Genomic DNA, 19,499 nt, shown 5'->3' with positions numbered 1-19,499 from the left:
TAAGAACTTGCTTTCTGTAGTGAGTAAAAAGGGCCTTCGATGTTAACCGATCGCACGCCTCGCGGCTAGGGCTATACCACGATGGCGACGTTGCGGTGCGAGTCAGCGCGCCTGAGTTCTGGTATGCTTGAGATTGACGCTATTCACTTGCATTTATTTCAATCGAGGAGCCGGGATGAACGCAAAATCCCCTGAGCAGACCAACCCCGAAGTTCTGCGCGCCCTGGTGACCGGTGTACTGGCCGCCTTTGAACACCCGACATTAAAAAATAACCTGACGGCGCTGAAAGCGATTCACCACTGCGCGCTGCTGGACAACGTGCTGCATATCGAACTCGCCATGCCGTTTGCCTGGAACAGCGGCTTTGCGGCGCTGCAGGACAGCGTGAGCGCGGAATTGCTGCGCGTGACCGGCGCGCAGGCTATCGACTGGAAACTGAAACATGACATCGCCACGCTGAAACGCGCCAACGCGCAGGCCGGCGTCAACGGCGTGCGTAATATCATCGCCGTCAGCTCCGGCAAGGGCGGGGTAGGCAAATCCAGCACCGCGGTAAACCTGGCGCTGGCGCTGGCGGCGGAAGGCGCCAAGGTCGGCATCCTGGATGCGGATATCTATGGCCCGTCGATCCCCAACATGCTGGGTACGGAACATGAACGCCCGACCTCGCCGGACGGCCAGCATATGGCGCCGATTATGGCGCACGGCCTGGCGACCAACTCCATCGGCTATCTGGTGACCGATGACAACGCCATGGTCTGGCGCGGGCCGATGGCCAGCAAGGCGCTGATGCAGCTGTTGCAGGATACCCTGTGGCCGGATCTGGATTACCTGGTGCTGGATATGCCGCCGGGCACCGGCGACATTCAGCTGACGCTGTCGCAGAATATCCCGGTCACCGGCGCGCTGGTGGTCACCACCCCGCAGGATATCGCACTGCTGGATGCGGCGAAGGGCATCGTGATGTTTGAAAAAGTCCAGGTGCCGGTATTGGGCATTGTGGAAAACATGAGCGTGCATATCTGCAGCAACTGCGGACATCATGAGCCGATCTTCGGCACCGGCGGGGCGGAGAAGCTGGTGGAGAAATACCACAGCCGCCTGCTGGGACAGATGCCGCTGCATATTTCGCTGCGTGAAGATCTGGATCGCGGCCAGCCGACGGTGGTAAGCCGTCCGGACAGCGAGTTTGCCGAGATGTATCGCCAACTGGCGGGACGCGTGGCGGCGCAGATGTACTGGCAGGGAGAGGCGATCCCGACGGAGATTGCGTTCCGCGCGGTGTGAGCCGCCTGCAACAAAATAAAAAAACCGGCTGCGCGCCGGTTTTTTATGCTGAATTATTTCAGAAGGTTATGCAAATCTGCTCGGGTATAGGGGTGTTCCCGATCCGCCAGGGTGACCGCTATTTTTTCCAGCAGGCTTTGCGTTGGCGCCGGCTGGCGGTGACCCATCAAGAGCACCGGCAGCGCCAGCAGAATCAGGGTTTTGACCGCGCCAAGCCGCGGCGGGCTGCTGCGGCGCTGCAGCAGCAGGAACAGCGTGCTGGCGGAGAGCCCCAGTATCAGGCCGGTGACCACTTCAGAGGTGGAGTGGACGTGGATGACCAGCCGCGACCAGCCGATGGCGAGCGGCAGCAGATAGCCCAGCAGCACCGCGATGCGCCGCAGCAGCGGGCGGCTACCGGCGCTTATCAGCCACAGAAATGCCGGCCAGATGCTGGCGGAGAGCGCCGAATGGCCGCTGAAGCCGGTAAAGTCGTACTCGGCGCTGCCGATGCCCCAGCCGATAAAGGCCAGTTTGGAGGCGCAGACGATTGCGCCGACGCCGCCGAAGATAAAGCCCCACTGCCAGCCGGCGCGGCGGGTCGCGGCCGAAGAGAGCAAGACGAGGAACAAAATGAAAGCGGTGGGCAGCAGCAGCATGCTGTCGCCGAAAAAGGTCAGAAAATACCAATCCAACGGGAAATTCTCCATTTACTCACTTATCCCGCGAATCGGAATAATGCGTTTGGCCGTGAGTTTACCCTGTGTTGCAGCGTCGCCCAATCGACAAAGTTCCTAAATACGGCTGAAAAAACACGGCATTTCGTCGCCGCAAGGCGACAATAGAGTGGCGCGGCGGGCGCTTACTCCCTATAATTGTCGCGTTTTATGTCCCCCCCTAACACACTACGAATTCAGGTCTTTAATTTTATGACTGACAAGCCGCATCAGTGCGTCATTATTGGTATAGCTGGCGCATCTGCCTCCGGGAAAAGCCTTATCGCCAGTACGTTGTATCGTGAACTCCGCGAACAGGTCGGCGATGAACACATCGGCGTGATCCCTGAAGACAGTTACTACAAAGACCAAACCCACCTGACCATGGAAGAGCGGGTCAAAACCAACTACGACCACCCGAGCGCCATGGACCACAGCCTGCTGTTCCAGCATCTGCAGATGCTGAAGGCGGGCAAGCCGATCGAGCTGCCGCTGTATAGTTACACCGAACACACGCGTAAAACCGAAACGGTGCATCTGGAGCCGAAAAAGGTGATTATCCTGGAAGGGATCCTGCTGTTGACCGACCCGCGTCTGCGCCAGGAAATGAACTTCTCCATCTTCGTCGACACGCCGCTGGATATCTGCCTGATGCGTCGCATGAAGCGCGACGTCAATGAACGCGGTCGTTCGATGGATTCCGTGATGGCGCAGTATCAGAAAACCGTGCGCCCGATGTTCCTGCAGTTTATCGAACCTTCCAAACAGTATGCCGACATTATCGTGCCGCGCGGCGGTAAGAACCGCATTGCGATCGATATTCTGAAAGCCAAAATCAGTCAGTTCTTTGAATAATCCGTCGCCGGGCCGGAGCGTTGTTTTCTGGTCCGGCGTCAACTATTTACGTCCTGACGTAGACCTTTTGCCCTTTGTATGGCAATTTTTGTTGTTTACGCGCCTTCTTGATGGAGAGAATAGAGATGAGACTGTGCGACCGCGATATCGAAGCCTGGCTGGATAGCGGGAAACTGGCGATTACGCCGCGACCGCCGATTGAGCGCATTAGCGGGGCCACAGTGGATGTCCGTTTGGGCAACCAGTTCCGCGTATTCCGTGGCCATACCGCCGCTTTTATCGATCTGAGCGGGCCGAAGGATGAAGTCAGCGCGGCGCTGGATCGCGTGATGAGCGATGAAATCGTGTTGCCTGAAGGGGAAGCGTTCTTCCTGCACCCGGGCGAACTGGCGCTGGCGGTGACGCTGGAATCGGTCATGCTGCCGAATGATTTGGTCGGCTGGCTGGACGGCCGCTCTTCACTGGCGCGTCTGGGGCTGATGGTGCACGTCACCGCGCACCGTATCGATCCCGGCTGGCACGGGCGCATTGTCCTGGAGTTCTATAATTCAGGTAAGCTGCCGCTGGCGCTGCGTCCGGGCATGCTGATCGGCGCGCTGAGCTTTGAGCCGCTCTCCGGCCCTGCCGCCCGGCCTTACCACAGCCGCGAAGATGCAAAATATAAGGACCAGCAGGGTGCTGTAGCCAGCCGCATCGACAAGGACTAACGGCGTGCGGACGCCGTGCTGACAAGAGGAAGGCATGAGACGATTACTGACGACTTTGGTGATTTTACTGGTAGTGCTGGTGGCAGGGATGTCTGCGCTGGTGCTGCTGGTCAACCCGAATGAATTCCGCAGCTACATGATCAAAAAGGTCGAACAGCGCAGCGGGTATCACCTGACATTAGACGGTGATTTACGCTGGCACGTTTGGCCGCAGCTGAGCATTCTATCCGGCCGCATGACGCTGACCGCGCCGGGCGCCAAAGCACCGGTTGTCAGTGCGGACAATATGCGTCTGGATGTCAAACTGCTGCCGTTGATCTCTCACCAGCTGTTCGTAAAGCAGGTGATGCTGAAGAACGCGGTGATTCGTCTTACGCCGGACTCTGAAGAACAGAGCCTGCCGGATGCGCCGATTGCGCCGGGCGGCAACAATGCTGAAGAGTCACCCGCCGCGAGTTGGAAATTCGATATTGATAATCTGCAGGTGGTGGATAGCCTGCTGATTTGGCAGCGCGCCAATAATGAGCAGATTAACGTCCGCGATATCAACCTCTCGCTGCAGCGCAGCGGCGACCGCCAGGCAGAGCTGGAACTGAACAGCCGTATCAATCGCGATCAGCGCGATCTGAGCGTCAACCTGACGGCCGAGCTGGATCTGAGCCAGTATCCGCGTCAGGCCAGCGCCACGGTCAGCCAGTTCAACTATCAGCTTGAAGGCGCCGATATTCTGGTGGGCGGCATTAAAGGTCAGGGGACGCTACAGGCGCTGTATCAGCAGACGCCGCGCCGGGTGACGCTCAACCAGCTGCAGATTAGCGCCAACGACAGCCAGTTTGCAGGCAGCGCCAGCGTCGGTCTTGGCGATATTCCTGACTATGTCCTGAACCTGAGTTCGCCGAACCTGAATCTGGACGCGCTTTCCGGCTGGCATAACAGTAGCGGCGGCAGCGACGCGCAGCCGGTGCGGGCGATGACCGCCGGGCCGGTGATTGCCAGCGGCACGGAGCAGCAGCGGGATCTGCAGGCGCTGCGTGATTTTGATGCCAAGCTTGACTTGAGTGCCGAGCGGCTGACTTACCGCGGTATGGATATCGCGCATCTGAAACTGCAGGCCGATAATCAGCGCGGCAACGTGACGATGCCAACCCTGAAAGGGCAGGTTGCCGGCGGTGATTTCTCCTTACCTGGCTCGCTGGACGTGCGTGGCGATAAAACCGTCGCCCAGGTACAGCCGCGTTTGCAGCAGATTGACCTGGCGACAGTATTTAAAGCGTTTGATATTCCATCATTTATGACCGGAACCCTGACGATGAACGGCGCACTGAGCGGCGATCGTCTGGCCGTCGACGCCTTGCTGCATAGCTGGCAGGGCAGCGCGCAGCTGGCGGTGGCCAATGCCCAATTGCACGGGCTGAATATTCAGCAACTGATTCAGCAGGCGGTGGCGCGCAATGAGCGGGGCGTGCGTGGGCAGGATAAGTACCAGCGCTATACCGAGGTGCAACAGCTGGCGGCCAAGGCGAACCTGAACCACGGAGCGGTGACGCTGCGTGAACTGAATGCGCAGTCATCGCTATTGAACTTTAACGGCGGCGGCCAGCTGAACCTGCCGGAGAAGCAGTGCGACATTACGCTGAACGTACAGGTGACCGGCGGCTGGCAGGGAAGCAGCAAACTGATAGAACAGCTGCAGAAAACGCCGATCCCGTTGCGCGTGTACGGGCCGTGGCAGCAGTTGAACTATCAGCTGAAGGTCGATCAGGTTCTGCGTAACTCCTTGCAGGATCGCGCCAAGGATGCGCTGAACAAATGGGCCGAAAAGAATAAAGAGTCCCGCAGCGGGCAGGATCTGAAAAAACTGCTCGATAAGCTGTAAGACCTCTGTCGATGCGGGCTGAACTACGGCCCGCATCGGCGTACAGTTTTCCCGCCATCTATCGTTTTTCCCTGATAGTTTCTGATTGCAACTTTGATAAAAATCATATTCCCGTATAGTTAATTTGGGCACAGTGGAGCGTGGTTCTGCGGGCCGTCATGGGCAGCTAATAATTATACGTAGAGGGTTTATGATTGAGCTTCTGATTGGGGTTGGGGTAGCGGCAGGCGTCGTGCGCTATATCATCAAAGGGTATTCGGCCACCGGCGTGCTGCTGGTCGGCGGATTGATACTGTTGATCATCAGTGCGCTGATGGGTAAAAGCGTGCTGCCGGCCAGCGCAAGTTCAACCGGCTGGCGCGCCACGGATATTATTGAGTACGTCAAAATCCTGCTGATGAGCCGCGGTGGCGATCTCGGCATGATGATCATGATGCTGTGCGGTTTTGCCGCCTATATGACGCATATCGGCGCTAACGATATGGTGGTCAAGCTGGCCTCCCGCCCGCTGCAGATGATCAACTCCCCTTATGTACTGATGGTGGCCGCCTATATTGTTGCCTGTCTGATGTCGCTGGCCGTGTCGTCGGCGACCGGGCTGGGCGTGCTGCTGATGGCGACGCTGTTCCCGCTGATGGTCAATGTGGGCATCAGCCGCGGCGCGGCGGCGGCGATCTGCGCCTCGCCGGCGGCGATCATTCTGGCTCCGACCTCCGGCGATGTGGTGCTGGCGGCCAAAGCAGCGGAAATGCCGCTGGTGGACTTCGCTTTTAAAACCACGTTGCCGATCTCCGTGGCTGCCATTGCCTGTATGGCCATTGCACACTTCTTTTGGCAGCGTTATCTGGACAGGAAAAGCAACGAACAGCATCACGTGATGGACGTCAGCGAGATTGTGACGACGGCGCCCGGCTTTTACGCCATTTTGCCCTTTACGCCGATCCTCGGCGTGCTGGTTTTCGACGGCAAGTGGGGGCCGGAACTGCATATTATTACCGTGCTGGTGCTGTGCATGCTGCTGGCCGCGCTGATTGAGTTTATCCGCAGCTTTGACGCCAAAGCCGTGTTCAGCGGGCTGGAAGTGGCTTACCGCGGCATGGCGGATGCGTTCGCCGGCGTGGTGATGCTGTTGGTGGCGGCAGGCGTCTTTGCCCAAGGGCTGAGCACCGTCGGCTTTATCAGCGGTCTGATCGATACCGCGCAGTCCTTCGGTACCGGCGGCATTATCATGATGCTGGTGCTGGTGACGATTACCATGCTGGCGGCGATGGCCACCGGTTCCGGTAATGCGCCGTTTTACGCGTTTGTGGAGCTGATCCCCAAACTCGCCGCGCAAATGGGCGTCAATCCGGCTTACCTGGTAATCCCAATGCTGCAGGCTTCCAACCTTGGCCGCACGCTGTCGCCGGTTTCCGGCGTGGTGGTTGCGGTTGCGGGGATGGCGAAAATCTCGCCGATGGAAGTGGTCAAACGCACCTCGGTGCCGGTGATCGTCGGGCTTATTGTGGTGATTGTCGCCACTGAAATCCTGGTGCCGGTACGGCTGTAACGTTCTTGCGCCGGGCGTGCGGCGCCCGGCTATTTACACTTCGTAATCAGGGTCCGGCTGCTGAAGCGGGGTGATTTTCACCTTGATAATGCGGTGGCTGCTGATGTCCAGCGGCTCAAACAGATAGTCGCCGATGGTCAACTGCTCGCCTTCCTGTGGAATACGCTGACAGTGCTCCATCAGCAGCCCGGCCAGCGTATGGTACTCTCGTTTTTCCTCCAGCGGCAGCGGCAGATAAATTGTCAGATCTTCCAGTGGCATATAGCCGTTGGCTATCCAGCTGCCGTCTTCCAATTGCTCAATATCATGCCGTGGATCCAGCTCTTCGCCAGCCTCCGGCAAATTGCCGGCAATGGTCTCCATCACGTCGGTGAGGGTGACTACGCCTTCCACCGAACCGAACTCGTCGACGACAAAGGCAAAGTGGGTTTGCGCCTGGCGGAACTGTTCCAGTGCACCGAGCAGCGTCAGCTGTTCCGGGAAGATCAGCGGCTGATGGATCAGCGTGCGCAGATCAAGCTCCTGCTGAGCCAACTGCTGTTTCAATACGTCGATGGTGTGTATCACACCGAGCGGTTCGTCACTGGCGCTGTCTTCGGCCACCACGATGCGCGTGTGCTGGTTTCTTTCCAATAGCTGCCTGAGCTTTTCCTGCGGATCGTTGAGCTCCAGGTATTCAACATCATGACGCGAGGTCATGATGCTGCTGACGGTGCGCTGCGCCATGCCCAGCACCCGCTCAATCATATGACGTTCCTGCTGGTTGAAAATCTCTTTCCCTTCGTCGCTGTCAGGGATCAGCTGCGCGGCGTCGCGGTCGATTTCCGCATCTTCATGCCTGCCGCTTAACATGCGCAATACCGCTTCCGCTGTGCGTTCACGCAGCGGCCGCACCTGCGACAGGAAGCGGCGACGGTTAAACTGCGCCAGCTGGTTAAGCGCTTCAATCATCACCGAGAAGCCGATGGCGGCGTACAGGTAACCTTTCGGAATGTGGTAGCCGAAACCTTCAGCCACCAGGCTGAAGCCGATCATCAGCAGGAAGCTGAGGCACAAAATCACAATGGTGGGGTGTGCATTGACAAAGCGCGTCAGCGGCTTGCTGGCCAACAGCATCAGACCGATCGCGATACACACCGCCAGCATCATCACCGCTAGGTGATCGACCATGCCGACTGCGGTAATCACCGAATCCAGAGAGAAGACCGCATCCAATACTACGATTTGCGCCACCACCGGCCAGAAGCGGGCGCCTTTACGCCGGCCATGCTGTTCTTCGTCTTTTCCTTCCAGCCTTTCGTTCAGCTCCATGGTGGCTTTAAACAGCAGGAAGATACCGCCGACCAGCATGATCAGATCGCGGCCGCTGAACGGATGGCCGAGTACGGCAAACAGGGGTTTGGTCAGGGTAGCCAGCCAGGAAATGGAAGCGAGAAGCACCAGACGCATCAGCAACGCCAGCAACAGGCCGACCACCCGCGCCTTGTCGCGCTGCTCTTTGGGGAGCTTCTCCGCCAGAATGGCGATAAACACCAGATTGTCTATCCCCAGGACGATTTCCAACACCACCAGCGTGGCCAAACCTGCCCAGATTGTCGGATCGGCGATCCATTCCATAAGTCTGATTATACCTTTGAGTTTACGGGGCTATCCCCATAAAGAAGGATGCGTGTAGCGTCGGTAAAATTCAACTGTGAATCTGGTCTTGGGCTGGGGGAATACGGGGAGAGCTTACGCGGCATATACCGAAAACAATTGGCGCTTATCCGCACGATTAACGGTTAACCAATGACCTTTTTAAGGCTTTTATGGCAAAATAAAATTATATTTATCATCTGGTTACGGTTATATTGAGGGGGTGAAACCCTAGGTTTTTTAGCAATAAGTAGTCTTATTCTGAAAAGACTTGTCTGAGCCTATCTAAGGCTTGTTTCAGTTAGTCATTAGTATAAGAATCTTAGCCATATATAAAAGTGAACAAGTATCACCGTTTCGTTATAAAGGACGTAGAGCTTTTTTACTTTTTTGTGACATGCTCGGCATTAAATGCCCCAGAGCACATGAGTTGACTGACCAGGCGTGATGGGAACCATCCGTTTGCCACATGAACGTGTATACAGTGCATTGGTAGCTGAAAGCCAAGGGCGGTAGCGTGTCTGAAGACTTTCTCACCAGAGAATTTAACGGATTAGCGGGCATGACATGGACTTTTCCGATGTTGCCCACTGGAACGCTGATTTAGCCTGTATCCGTGACTCTTATTTTGTAATTTGTTGGTGGATTAAAGCATGCAAAAACGACTGAAAGCAGTGATTCCGGTAGCTGGATTGGGTACGCGAATGCTGCCTGCAACGAAAGCCATTCCTAAAGAAATGTTGCCGGTGGTCGATAAGCCACTTATCCAATATATCGTCAGTGAATGTGTGGCGGCTGGGATCAAAGACATTGTTTTAGTTACCCACTCTTCCAAAAATGCGATTGAAAACCACTTTGACACCTCTTTTGAGTTGGAAGCGGTATTGGAATCGCGGGTCAAGCGCCAGCTGTTGGCAGAAATTCAGGGTATTTGCCCGCCGGATGTGACGGTGATGCAGGTGCGTCAGGGGCAGGCTAAAGGCTTGGGCCATGCGGTATTGTGTGCTAAACCGATGGTAGGCGATGAGCCTTTCGTTGTCTTGCTGCCGGATGTTTTGTTGGATGATGCTACGGCTGATCTGCGTAAAGAGAACCTGGCTAAAATGCTGCAGCGTTTCGAGCAGACGGGCTATAGTCAGATTATGGTTGAGCCAGTGCCGGAGAAAGATGTATCCAAATACGGCGTGGTAGATTGCGGCGGCGCATCGCTGGCGGCTGGTGAAAGCGCGCCAATGACTGCGGTGGTGGAGAAGCCAGCTCGTGAAGAAGCACCGTCTAACCTGGCTGTTGTCGGGCGCTATGTGCTGTCGGCGGATATCTGGCCGCTGTTGGAGAAAACGCCTCCGGGCGCCGGTGACGAAATTCAGCTGACCGACGCGATTGCCATGCTGATGGGGCAGGAAACCGTGGAAGCCTTCCATATGAGTGGCAAGTCGCACGACTGCGGTGATAAATTGGGCTATATGAAGGCCTTCGTACAATACGGCCTACGCCATACTTCCGAAGGTGAAGGGTTCAGCCAGTGGCTGAAGCAGACTCTGGAAAGCAAATAGTTTCGCTGTTGGCTTAAAAACGATCACAAGATTGAAAGAGGATTACCATGACGAAGTTGAAAGCTGTCATTCCCGTTGCCGGCCTCGGTATGCGCATGCTGCCGGCAACCAAGGCTATTCCAAAAGAAATGTTGCCGATCGTCGATAAGCCGCTCATTCAGTATATCGTTAATGAATGCGTAGCCGCCGGGATCAAAGAGATCATTTTGGTTACGCACTCGTCAAAGAATGCCATTGAGAATCATTTCGATACCTCGTTTGAGCTGGAGGCGATGCTGGAAGCGCGCGTCAAACGCCAGTTGCTTGATGAAGTACAGTCAATCACTCCGAAAGGGGTAACGCTGATGCATATTCGCCAGGGACAGCCGAAAGGCTTGGGCCATGCAGTGCTGTGCGCCAAGCCATTGGTCGGGGATTCTCCTTTTGTCGTGTTGTTGCCGGATGTATTGCTTGATGATGCGCAAGCTGACTTGAGCAAGGATAATCTGCCGCATATGATCGCCCGTTTCGAACAGACAGGGCTGAGTCAGGTACTGGTGCAGACGGCAGACGAACATGTGCTGCATGATTATTCGGTTGTTGAATGTGAGACGGACACGCTGGAGCCGGGCGAGAGCTCCCGGATGACGTCCATTATTGAAAAACCGGGTCTTGATGTGCAGTTAAAGTCTAATTACTCTGCCGTGGGCCGTTATGTGCTTAACGCAGATATCTGGCCGATTCTTGAAAGAACCGAGCCGGGCGCCTGGGGACGCGTGCAACTGACGGACGCGATTGCCGAGCTGTTGAGACAGCAGCCGGTAGAAGCCACTGAACTGGTTGGGCAGTCATTTAACTGCGGTGAAAAAATGGGTTATTTACGTGCCTTTGTGACCTATGGCCTTCGTCATCCGACTCAGGGGCAAGCGTTTCGTGAATGGGCTGAGAAAATGGTTCGCTGAAAACTATACTTTACGTTTATACTAAGCCGTAAGTGTATCTCTGATGCGCCTGGGAATTGGGCTGACTTGACTGAATAATCGTCGGGATTGTCAATGCTGAAGCCTCCTGAGATCGGAGGCTTGTTGCATATTTTGTTCTCACAAAGCGCGAGTTTTGGGTAGCTGTTGATGGATAGGCTGATATTAGACTTGCGTACGTTCTCGTACATGATGATGATTGCTAGCGGGTATTATTCGGCGTGAAGGGATTGTTGGTTAGTCAGGGTAGATGAGATGACCATGTGAGTTTATTAAAGTGCAAATCAATATAGTTTAAATTATAATTCACTAGCTGCGAGTTTAGTATTATGTTACTTACAGAGAAAAGGTTACAGAAATTTGCACTTTGGTCGCTCTTTATCTTTACCTTTTCAGGTGTTGTTTCTTTAATTTCAGTTAAGCTTGATAACCCTGTATTAAGGATATGGAAAGAAGCTATTATTATCGGTATTCTTCTGTTATCTGTTTTTAGTGCCTTGTTAAGGAAGAATATAGCATTAACAAAATTAGCAAGTCTTTTCCTTCTGCTGGTTCCTGCTTTTTTATTGTATTTTTTATTCTCTATTAATACTAACACCCTGTTAGTTGCTTATCAGATAAAAAACGATGTCGTACCTCTGCTGTTCGCTTTTTCTCTTTATATAATATTAAGCGACCAGGAGGATACTGGTGAGTTTTATAAAAAAATGATCAAGTTGGTGGTTGTTACCGCCACGATTAACTCATTTTTTATTTATATTGAAAGTATGTTCCCATCGGCTTTTATGGCGACGCTGCAAATTGAGGAGTTTAATAACTCTGGTGGTAAGTCAGGGATCCGACTCGATAACGCGCTCGGAAGTTTACGCGCGATGGGAACAATGACAACGTTTATCAACGCAGGTACTTTAACTTTCTTTGGTATCGTCTGCGTTTTGGAAAGTGGATTTTATACGCGTTTAAAGAAATGGGTGTTGTTTGCCATTATGGTCAGCGCCTTGATCCTGACTACGTATAAAACCGCGATGATTGCTTTGGTTATCTATTTGGTAACTAAGGTGGTCTACACTTTCTTTAAAAGGTTGCGTGGATCAAAGATGATTTATCTTTTTTCTGCAGTAGTGACATTCTTATTTATGGGGTTCGTGTTTAATACCTTTACAGTATATGATGCTCTGGCAGGGACGAAATATAAACCTTTTGCCTATAATTCTATTTATTTACGCTCTCTGCAACATTCGGATGTTATTAAAGACATGGAGAATCGTGACAGTTTCTATACCGGATTAGGGGTAGGAACCAATGGTACCATGGGGCCGAATGAAAAACTGAAACTTAAAAGTAAAGCATTGGATAGCACCTATATCTATTTGATGAGTAATTATGGATTCCTTGGTGCGTTGCTGTACGTATCTGTTCTACTGATGTTGTTACTGTACTTCTGCTCGCAAAGCAGTAAGTTTGATAATATTGCTATTATTTTTCTTTTTTATACTTTGGGAGCGGATTTCTTTATTAACAACACTTTTTCCAATTTCCCATGTAATGTTATTCTTTATAGCTTCATTATTGTATCACTACTACACACTAGACGAGCAAAGCGGAGCGACAACCCAGTGAGAGATGACCCGATGAGAGTGTAAAATCATTATGTATCAAGGAGATATGATTGGCTTTATGCGGTGGTTGAATTATGAACTGAAGACGTGCTCCAATAACGTTTTATTCCATCAGATGATGGCGAGCATGAGTCAAGGAACACAATTTCTCAGGAATTGGCAATTATGAAATTTGAATCAATCCTGGTGGTGTGTGTGGGCAATATATGCCGCTCGCCTACTGGAGAAGCTTTACTGAGAGAGCGCCTTCCCTCAAAGGAAGTGGCGTCTGCAGGCTTACATGCATTGTCGGGACATGGCGCTGACTCACATGCCTGCTTGGCTGCAGAGAAAAATGGAGTGTCGCTATCGGGCCATGTGGCACGGCAGCTGACTTCCTCATTGTGTCATGAGTATGATTTGATTTTGGTCATGGAGAAAAAACACATTGATGCCGTTGGCAATTTAGCGCCGGAAGTTCGCGGTAAAACAATGCTGTTTGGTCATTGGCTAAATCAAATGGAAATAGATGATCCATATCGCAAAAGCCAAGAAGCGTTTGACAGAACTTTTCAACTTTTACTTCGCTCGGCCGATAAATGGGCAAAATTATTAACCTCTTAAAATGAGATGCTTATGTCAGAGAAAGTATTATCACAAGGCCGAAAAGAGCTATCTGAAGAAATAGACCTGCATAGATTATTTGGTGAGTTGCTGCATAACAAGTGGCTGATATGTGGAATTGTAGGTCTGTTCGCCGTGGCGGCACTGACCTATGTGAATTTTGCTACACCTATTTATGAAAGCACTGCATTGATTCAGGTTGAGAAAAATGCGGGTAATTCATTGCTCAACGACATCTCGTCGATGCTGCCGGATAGCCAGCCGCAAAGCGATGCAGAAATCGAATTGATTCAGTCCCGCCTCGTGATGGGTAAAACGGCTGATGAGCTTGATTTGTCGACCAACGTCGAACAAAAATATTTCCCGATCTTTGGCCGTGGTTGGGCGAGAATCAACGGGCATGAACCTGCAAAAATAGCCCTGACGCGTTTGAATGTTCCCGACAGTTTGCTGGGTGAAGAATTTACGCTGCGTATCTTGGACAAAGGACAGTATGAGTTATCGCTGGATGGTGATGCTGTTCTTAAGGGGCAGATAGGCAAATTGGCTTCTGGACATGGTGTTTCGCTGTTGGTGAGTGACACCGATGCACCGGAAGGTACTGAGTTTGCCGTGGTTAAACGCACCAAGCTTGCCGTTTTAGCCGATATGGCCAGCAATTTGTCCGTGGCGGATAAAGGAAAAGACACGGGTGTTCTTGGTCTGACATATAGCGGCGAAGACCCAGAGCTGATCAGCAAAATACTCAATAGCATCAGCCGTAACTACCTGCAGCAGAATGTCGAGCGTAAGTCGGAAGAAGCGGCGAAAAGCTTGCAGTTCCTTGAACTGCAACTGCCTAAGGTACGTTCGCAGCTGGATGATGCGGAGAATAAGCTGAACGCTTATCGTCAGCAGAAAGATTCAGTAGATATGTCTTTGGAAGCCAAGTCATTGCTTGATTCCGTTGTCGGTGTTGAAGCTCAACTGAATGAGCTGACGCTGAAAGAAGCTGAAATCTCTCAGTTGTATACCAAAGATCACCCAGCCTATCGCGCCTTGATGGATAAACGTCAAACGCTGGTAGCGGAAAGAGAGAAGTTTAATAAACGCATCAGCAAGATGCCTGCAACTCAGCAAGAGATTCTGCGTTTGACTCGTGATGTCCAGGCGAGCCAGGAAATTTACATGACCTTGCTGAATAAGCAGCAAGAATTAAGCATTAGCAAGGCAAGTACTATTGGTAATGTGCGTATTGTTGATGGCGCCGTCACCATGCCTAAGCCTATAGCTCCGAAGAAGACGCTGTTGGTGGCCTTAGTTGTACTCTTGGGGGGATTCTTCTCGGTTGGCCTGGTGTTCTTGAAGGTATTACTGCATAAAGCACTGCAGAGCCCGAGCCAAATTGAAGAGCTGGGGGTCAATGTGTATGCCAGTATTCCAATTTCGGAAGTGCAGCAGAAAAAAGACCTGTTACTGTATCGGGGTAAACATCGCCAGAAAGAGAACGGTTTGTTGCTGGCTGAGGCTAACCCGGCCGATCTGGCAATTGAAGCGATCCGTAGCTTACGTACCAGCTTACACTTCGCCATGATGGAGGCGAAAAACAAGGTGGTGATGGTTTCCGGCGCTTCCCCGGAGATTGGTAAGACCTTCGTCTGTGCCAACTTGGCTGTGGTGATTGCTCAATCGGGCGAAAAAGTCCTGTTGATCGATGGCGATATGCGTCGGGGCCGTTTGCATGAGGTGCTTAATAGCAATAATAAAAAAGGCCTGTCGGCGGTGTTGTCCGCCCAGACTAATATAGAAGACGCTGTCCGTTCGACCAGCGTTGCCGGCTTGGATTTTTTACCGCGTGGCCAGGTTCCACCTAATCCTTCAGAGTTGTTGATGGGCGAGTGGTTTACCAAATTAATCGCGTGGGCGACCGAGCGTTACGACATGATTCTGATCGACAGCCCGCCTATTCTGGCGGTAACTGATGCATCAATTATCGGTCGCATGGCTGGTACTAATATGCTGGTTGCCCGTTGTAATGTAACTACCTCGAAAGAACTTGAAGTGAGTATTCGTCGTTTCGAAAACAGCGGCGTAGATATTCGTGGCGTTATCTTCAACGCGCAGGAAAAACGTACTTCTGGCTACTATGGTTACGATTATTATACCTATGAAAGTAAGAAGGATTAATTGATGTTCCCGGGCCGGCGTATGGTTGCGTCGGCCTGACGTCATTGATCAATCCAGGTGTTAATTGAGGCGATTAAAATGCTATATGTAAATGCTCGTTTTCTTACTCAGGAAATGACCGGTGTACAACGATTTGCTGAGGAAATCAGCCTGGCGTTAAAGGATCAAATAAGTGACATAGTATTTATTTCACCTCCAGGGATATTGCGAGAAGAGGTGGCTAGAAAGCTAGACGTCAAGGTTATTGGAGAGAGAACTGGGCATCTTTGGGAACAAATAGACTTACCGCGTTATCTAAAGTCAAAAGGCTCACCATTATTACTTAATCTATGCAGTACCGCGCCTATCCTGTATAAAAATAAAATAGTTACTCATCACGATATAACTTACAAACGCTATCCACAAAGCTTCTCTAAAAAATTCCGCTTGTTTTATAATTTATTTACTCCGTTAATGTTAAAGGGAAGTCGACACCTTATTACCGTAAGTAACTTCTCTAAAGGAGAGGTTTGCCAGGCGTACAGGTTTCCTGAAGATAAAGTTTCCGTCGTTTATAATGCTGTGAGTAACTCATTCAAACCTGGTTCTCAGCGAGAGGACGGTGCCGAAAAATACCTTTTAGCAGTCTCTTCGCCTAATTATCATAAGAATTTCCACGGTATGATCGAGGCCTATGCCAAGTTGGCCTCCCCTGATGTGACACTGAAAATTATTGGTAAGGCATCTGGTGTGTTTTTACCGCAATCATTAGAGAGCCAGGCTACGAGCAACGATAAAGTTAAGTTTCTTGGTCGGGTGGATGATAGTGAGTTAGTCGACCTCTACAATAATGCCTTGGCTTTTGTCTTCCCCTCTTTTTATGAAGGTTTTGGCATACCGCCTTTGGAGGCTCAGGCTTGTGGTTGTCCGGTAATTTCGTCAAAAACGGCGTCGATGCCAGAAGTATTGGCTGATAGTGTTTTATATTTCGATCCGGAAAGCAGTATGGAAATTGCCGAGGCCATGAAGAAAGTTATTAATGATGCCGAGTTGAGAGATAATCTCACCCATAAAGGGTTTGAGAATGTTCGTCGTTTTTCTTGGCAAGCATCTGCAGAAGTGATATCAAAATTGGTTACTCAGCTAAAATAAAGGGGCAGTTTGTATTCCGATGAAAATTCTCCACGCGGCTGAAATAATAAAGGGTGGTGTTGCTACGGTTATGCGGCAACTTGCCATTCACCAGTCTGATAAATCTAATGTTGAAGAGTTAATCTGTTTAGTACCGGAAGAGCAGGCCAAGGAACTCTTGCCTTTAAACGCGCAATATATTAAAACATTCCAACGTAGCGGGCGTAACTTTGCTTCATTGATGAGCTTTCTACGCAGTTTTGTTGGCCATATTATGCGTCATAAACCGGATATTGTTCATGTCCACAGCTCTTTTGCTGGGGTACTTGCGCGTTCGGCCCTGATGGTAATGCGTCCATTTTATCGCCCGAAGGTGGTTTATTGTCCACACGCTTTCTCTTTTTTGATGCAGGGCACAGAAAAGAAGAAAAAAATTTATGCATTTATTGAACGATTCTTAGCTGTATTCACGGATGAAATTATTTGTGTCAGCCAATATGAAAAGGATGAGGCTGTCAAATACGGTTTGCCAAAGAACAAGCTGAAAGTTGTCTATAACGGTGTTCCGGTAATTGAACATGATAAATCGGCATATGCTTCGCCGTATCAAACGGATGTAACTAATCTTCTATTTGTTGGACGTTTTGATTATCAGAAAGGGTTCGATATCTTAGAAAGACTGGTGAAAAAGTTGGAGGGGAAGCCTTTCCACCTTACCGCCGTTGGTGGAGCGGTGCTGAATACTGACGTACAGCCATTACAGTCGCCGCAGATAACCTATACCGGCTGGTTGAGCAGTGCGGAGTTAGCTCCTTATCTGGCCCATGCCGATCTATTGATTATTCCCAGCCGCTGGGAAGGGTTCGCGATGGTGCCTTTGGAAGCGATGAGCTATGGTTTACCGATTGTGGCAAGCGACTCAACCTCATTGCCTGAGGTTGTGATCGAAGGGAAAACCGGCCGGCTCTTCCCATTGGATCATGAAGAGGTGCTGTTGGATATTATTACGTCAACGTCGAAATCAGCATGGCGTGCTATGGGGCAAGAGGCTCGGCAACTATTTCTGGCTAAATTTACGGCCAACAATATGACTAATACCACGGATAAAATTTATAGTGATATTATTAGTTAATTTCATCTATTACGTCTAATGGCTTATTTTCTAAGTAATACTCTGTAAAATTAATCTGCCTCATCCTCAAAATATTATATTTCTCATTAAAATAACAGGTAAGAGAATATGGGTGTTTATCAACGTGGCACAATTCAGGCTAATGCCTCTTTGACGTCGATGTTTCAGAGGTTTTCTGATATATTCATTATGTTTTTAGGATTGTACATAAGTTGTGTCATTTTTAATGTGAAATTTGATTTAACTCAGTTGCTCACATTTTTGACTGCTTTGGTTATTTTTCAAATGATAGGTGGGATGACTGATTTTTATCGTTCATGGCGTGGTGTGAGGGGCGTTTTAGAGACGAAAGCCATCTTCATTAACTGGACTATAAGCTTTATTCTATGCATATTTATACTTTCAACGTTTAATATCGTAGACAGCGAATACCTCTTCCGCTTTAGCTGGTATTGGATGGTGTTGATTGGATTAATTTTGGGACGTTTTTGCATCAGGTTAGCCTTGGGTTATTTGCGTAAGGTTGGATACAACACGCGGAATGTCGCGGTTATGGGCTCGCTGCCTATCGGTATTCACCTGGCTGAAACTTTACATGAGGCTCACTGGATGGGCTTTAACGTCCTGGGGATTTATAGTGATGAGCAAGTTTCCTCAACACAGATCCCCGTGTGCGGTGATTTGGCCCAGTTGGTGAATGATGCAGAACAGGGAAAAATCGATCGTATCTATATTGCAATGTCGATGTCGGAAGAAACAAAAATTCGCGAAACGGTAGCAAAACTGACAGACACTAAATGTTCTGTATTGTTGATTCCGGATATGTTCACTTCTAATATATTACAATCGCGGCATGAAGAAATTAATGGAGTGCCGGTGATTTCTCTCTTTGATACGCCAATGAGTGGCATCAATGCATTGATTAAACAGGTTGAGGACTTTATCCTTTCGCTATTGATTCTGATGTTTATTTCTCCTGTGCTGTTGATTATTGCTGCGTTGGTAAAATTAACGTCGGAAGGACCTATTATCTTCAAACAGCAGCGCTACGGTATTGATGGTAAAGCTATTGAAGTTTGGAAATTTCGCTCAATGAAAGTTATGGAGAATGGCAATACGGTGACACAGGCTAAAAAAGGTGATACCCGTGTGACCAAATTGGGCTCCTTTCTTCGCCGAACTTCGTTGGATGAACTGCCACAGTTTGTGAACGTTCTAAAAGGGGATATGTCGATAGTCGGGCCACGTCCACATGCGGTGGCACATAATGAACAATATCGCAAATTGATCAACGGTTATATGCTACGTCATAAAATGAAGCCTGGTATCACGGGATGGGCGCAGATAAATGGCTGGCGAGGGGAAACTGATACGCTGGACAAGATGGAGAAGCGTGTTGAGTACGATCTGGAGTACATTCGCAACTGGTCACTTTGGTTCGATATAAAGATTATTTTCTTAACGGTGTTCAAAGGGTTTATTAACAAGGCCGCCTACTAGGGGGGGACGGTCACGGAAGTATAACTAACGTTCACGCAAAGCCGCCTTAGGGCGGCTTTGTGCGTTTTAAGCCTGTATGTTGTCGACGGTTTTGACAATCCTGCCATCCTGCCTTGTGATGATAGATCATTCCATTTGTTCATTGCGGATGTGTAGATGCGTGTGGGGAAGAGGGGGATGGCTGTTAGAGCACCGCCAAGCTGGAAGATGAGACTCATGACCTATGAGTGATGCTGCGTTTGTGATTGTATC

15 protein-coding genes are annotated in these 19,499 nt (G+C 50.6%); 13 read left to right on the top strand and 2 right to left on the bottom strand.

Translation table 11 applies throughout. The features are described from left to right. The first annotated feature begins 175 nt into the window (after positions 1 to 175). Positions 176 to 1,288 carry an iron-sulfur cluster carrier protein ApbC gene (apbC, locus tag HF675_RS16095; RefSeq protein ID WP_105230409.1) on the top strand — a complete coding sequence of 371 codons (1,113 nt, stop codon included), beginning with the start codon at positions 176 to 178 and terminating at the stop codon, positions 1,286 to 1,288. A 53-nt stretch (positions 1,289 to 1,341) separates the two neighbouring features. Here apbC and HF675_RS16090 read toward each other — a convergent pair whose 3' ends face one another. Beyond that, positions 1,342 to 1,977 carry a phosphatase PAP2 family protein gene (locus tag HF675_RS16090; protein WP_187043413.1) on the bottom strand — a complete coding sequence of 212 codons (636 nt, stop codon included), beginning with the start codon at positions 1,975 to 1,977 and terminating at the stop codon, positions 1,342 to 1,344. A gap of 219 nt (positions 1,978 to 2,196) precedes the next feature. On the opposite strand from HF675_RS16090, the gene udk reads away from it, so the two are divergent. The 4 genes from udk (at position 2,197) to dcuC (ending at position 6,970) form a co-directional block, all read left to right on the top strand. Beyond that, positions 2,197 to 2,838 (top strand): uridine kinase, encoded by a 642-nt coding sequence (udk, locus tag HF675_RS16085; RefSeq protein ID WP_015671637.1) that lies wholly within the window; start codon positions 2,197 to 2,199, stop codon positions 2,836 to 2,838. 125 nt (positions 2,839 to 2,963) lie between these two features. After that, the gene (dcd, locus tag HF675_RS16080; protein WP_105230411.1) at positions 2,964 to 3,545 is read left to right on the top strand and encodes a dCTP deaminase; all 582 of its coding nucleotides are present in this window, start codon (positions 2,964 to 2,966) and stop codon (positions 3,543 to 3,545) included. Between the two features lie 34 nt (positions 3,546 to 3,579). Beyond that, a complete protein-coding gene (gene asmA, locus HF675_RS16075) occupies positions 3,580 to 5,421 on the top strand; it encodes an outer membrane assembly protein AsmA (protein WP_187043412.1) in 1,842 nt (613 codons plus the stop codon). Positions 5,422 to 5,611: 190 nt separating this feature from the next. Then, entirely contained in the window at positions 5,612 to 6,970 is a 1,359-nt protein-coding gene (dcuC, locus tag HF675_RS16070) for an anaerobic C4-dicarboxylate transporter DcuC (RefSeq protein ID WP_105230413.1), read from the top strand. Positions 6,971 to 7,003: 33 nt separating this feature from the next. On the opposite strand, the gene HF675_RS16065 is transcribed toward dcuC, so the two are convergent. After that, entirely contained in the window at positions 7,004 to 8,587 is a 1,584-nt protein-coding gene (locus tag HF675_RS16065; protein ID WP_111737447.1) for a TerC family protein, read from the bottom strand. A gap of 671 nt (positions 8,588 to 9,258) precedes the next feature. On the opposite strand from HF675_RS16065, the gene galU reads away from it, so the two are divergent. The 8 genes from galU to wcaJ all read left to right on the top strand — a co-directional run bounded on the left by galU (position 9,259) and on the right by wcaJ (position 19,247). Continuing rightward, on the top strand, positions 9,259 to 10,158 hold the full coding sequence (gene galU, locus HF675_RS16060; RefSeq protein ID WP_187043411.1) for a UTP--glucose-1-phosphate uridylyltransferase GalU: 900 nt from the start codon (positions 9,259 to 9,261) through the stop codon (positions 10,156 to 10,158). A gap of 47 nt (positions 10,159 to 10,205) precedes the next feature. Beyond that, positions 10,206 to 11,099: a UTP--glucose-1-phosphate uridylyltransferase gene (locus HF675_RS16055; protein ID WP_187043410.1), complete on the top strand. Its 894-nt coding sequence runs from the start codon at positions 10,206 to 10,208 to the stop codon at positions 11,097 to 11,099. Positions 11,100 to 11,446: 347 nt separating this feature from the next. After that, a complete protein-coding gene (locus HF675_RS16050; protein ID WP_187043409.1) occupies positions 11,447 to 12,760 on the top strand; it encodes a hypothetical protein in 1,314 nt (437 codons plus the stop codon). 141 nt (positions 12,761 to 12,901) lie between these two features. Beyond that, positions 12,902 to 13,339, top strand: coding sequence for a protein tyrosine phosphatase (locus tag HF675_RS16045; RefSeq protein ID WP_269656299.1), 438 nt, complete (start codon positions 12,902 to 12,904; stop codon positions 13,337 to 13,339). A gap of 12 nt (positions 13,340 to 13,351) precedes the next feature. Continuing rightward, positions 13,352 to 15,505 carry a polysaccharide biosynthesis tyrosine autokinase gene (locus HF675_RS16040; RefSeq protein ID WP_187043407.1) on the top strand — a complete coding sequence of 718 codons (2,154 nt, stop codon included), beginning with the start codon at positions 13,352 to 13,354 and terminating at the stop codon, positions 15,503 to 15,505. 57 nt (positions 15,506 to 15,562) lie between these two features. After that, on the top strand, positions 15,563 to 16,636 hold the full coding sequence (locus tag HF675_RS16035) for a glycosyltransferase family 4 protein (RefSeq protein WP_370569819.1): 1,074 nt from the start codon (positions 15,563 to 15,565) through the stop codon (positions 16,634 to 16,636). A gap of 19 nt (positions 16,637 to 16,655) precedes the next feature. Then, the gene (locus HF675_RS16030; RefSeq protein WP_187043406.1) at positions 16,656 to 17,747 is read left to right on the top strand and encodes a glycosyltransferase; all 1,092 of its coding nucleotides are present in this window, start codon (positions 16,656 to 16,658) and stop codon (positions 17,745 to 17,747) included. 108 nt (positions 17,748 to 17,855) lie between these two features. Beyond that, positions 17,856 to 19,247 (top strand): undecaprenyl-phosphate glucose phosphotransferase, encoded by a 1,392-nt coding sequence (gene wcaJ, locus HF675_RS16025; RefSeq protein ID WP_187043405.1) that lies wholly within the window; start codon positions 17,856 to 17,858, stop codon positions 19,245 to 19,247. The last annotated feature ends 252 nt before the right edge of the window (positions 19,248 to 19,499 follow it).

The sequence above is a fragment of the Serratia sp. JUb9 genome, from assembly GCF_014298095.1.
Lineage (GTDB): Bacteria > Pseudomonadota > Gammaproteobacteria > Enterobacterales > Enterobacteriaceae > Serratia_B > Serratia_B rhizosphaerae.
This window is presented reverse-complemented; position numbering and strand designations above follow the sequence as displayed.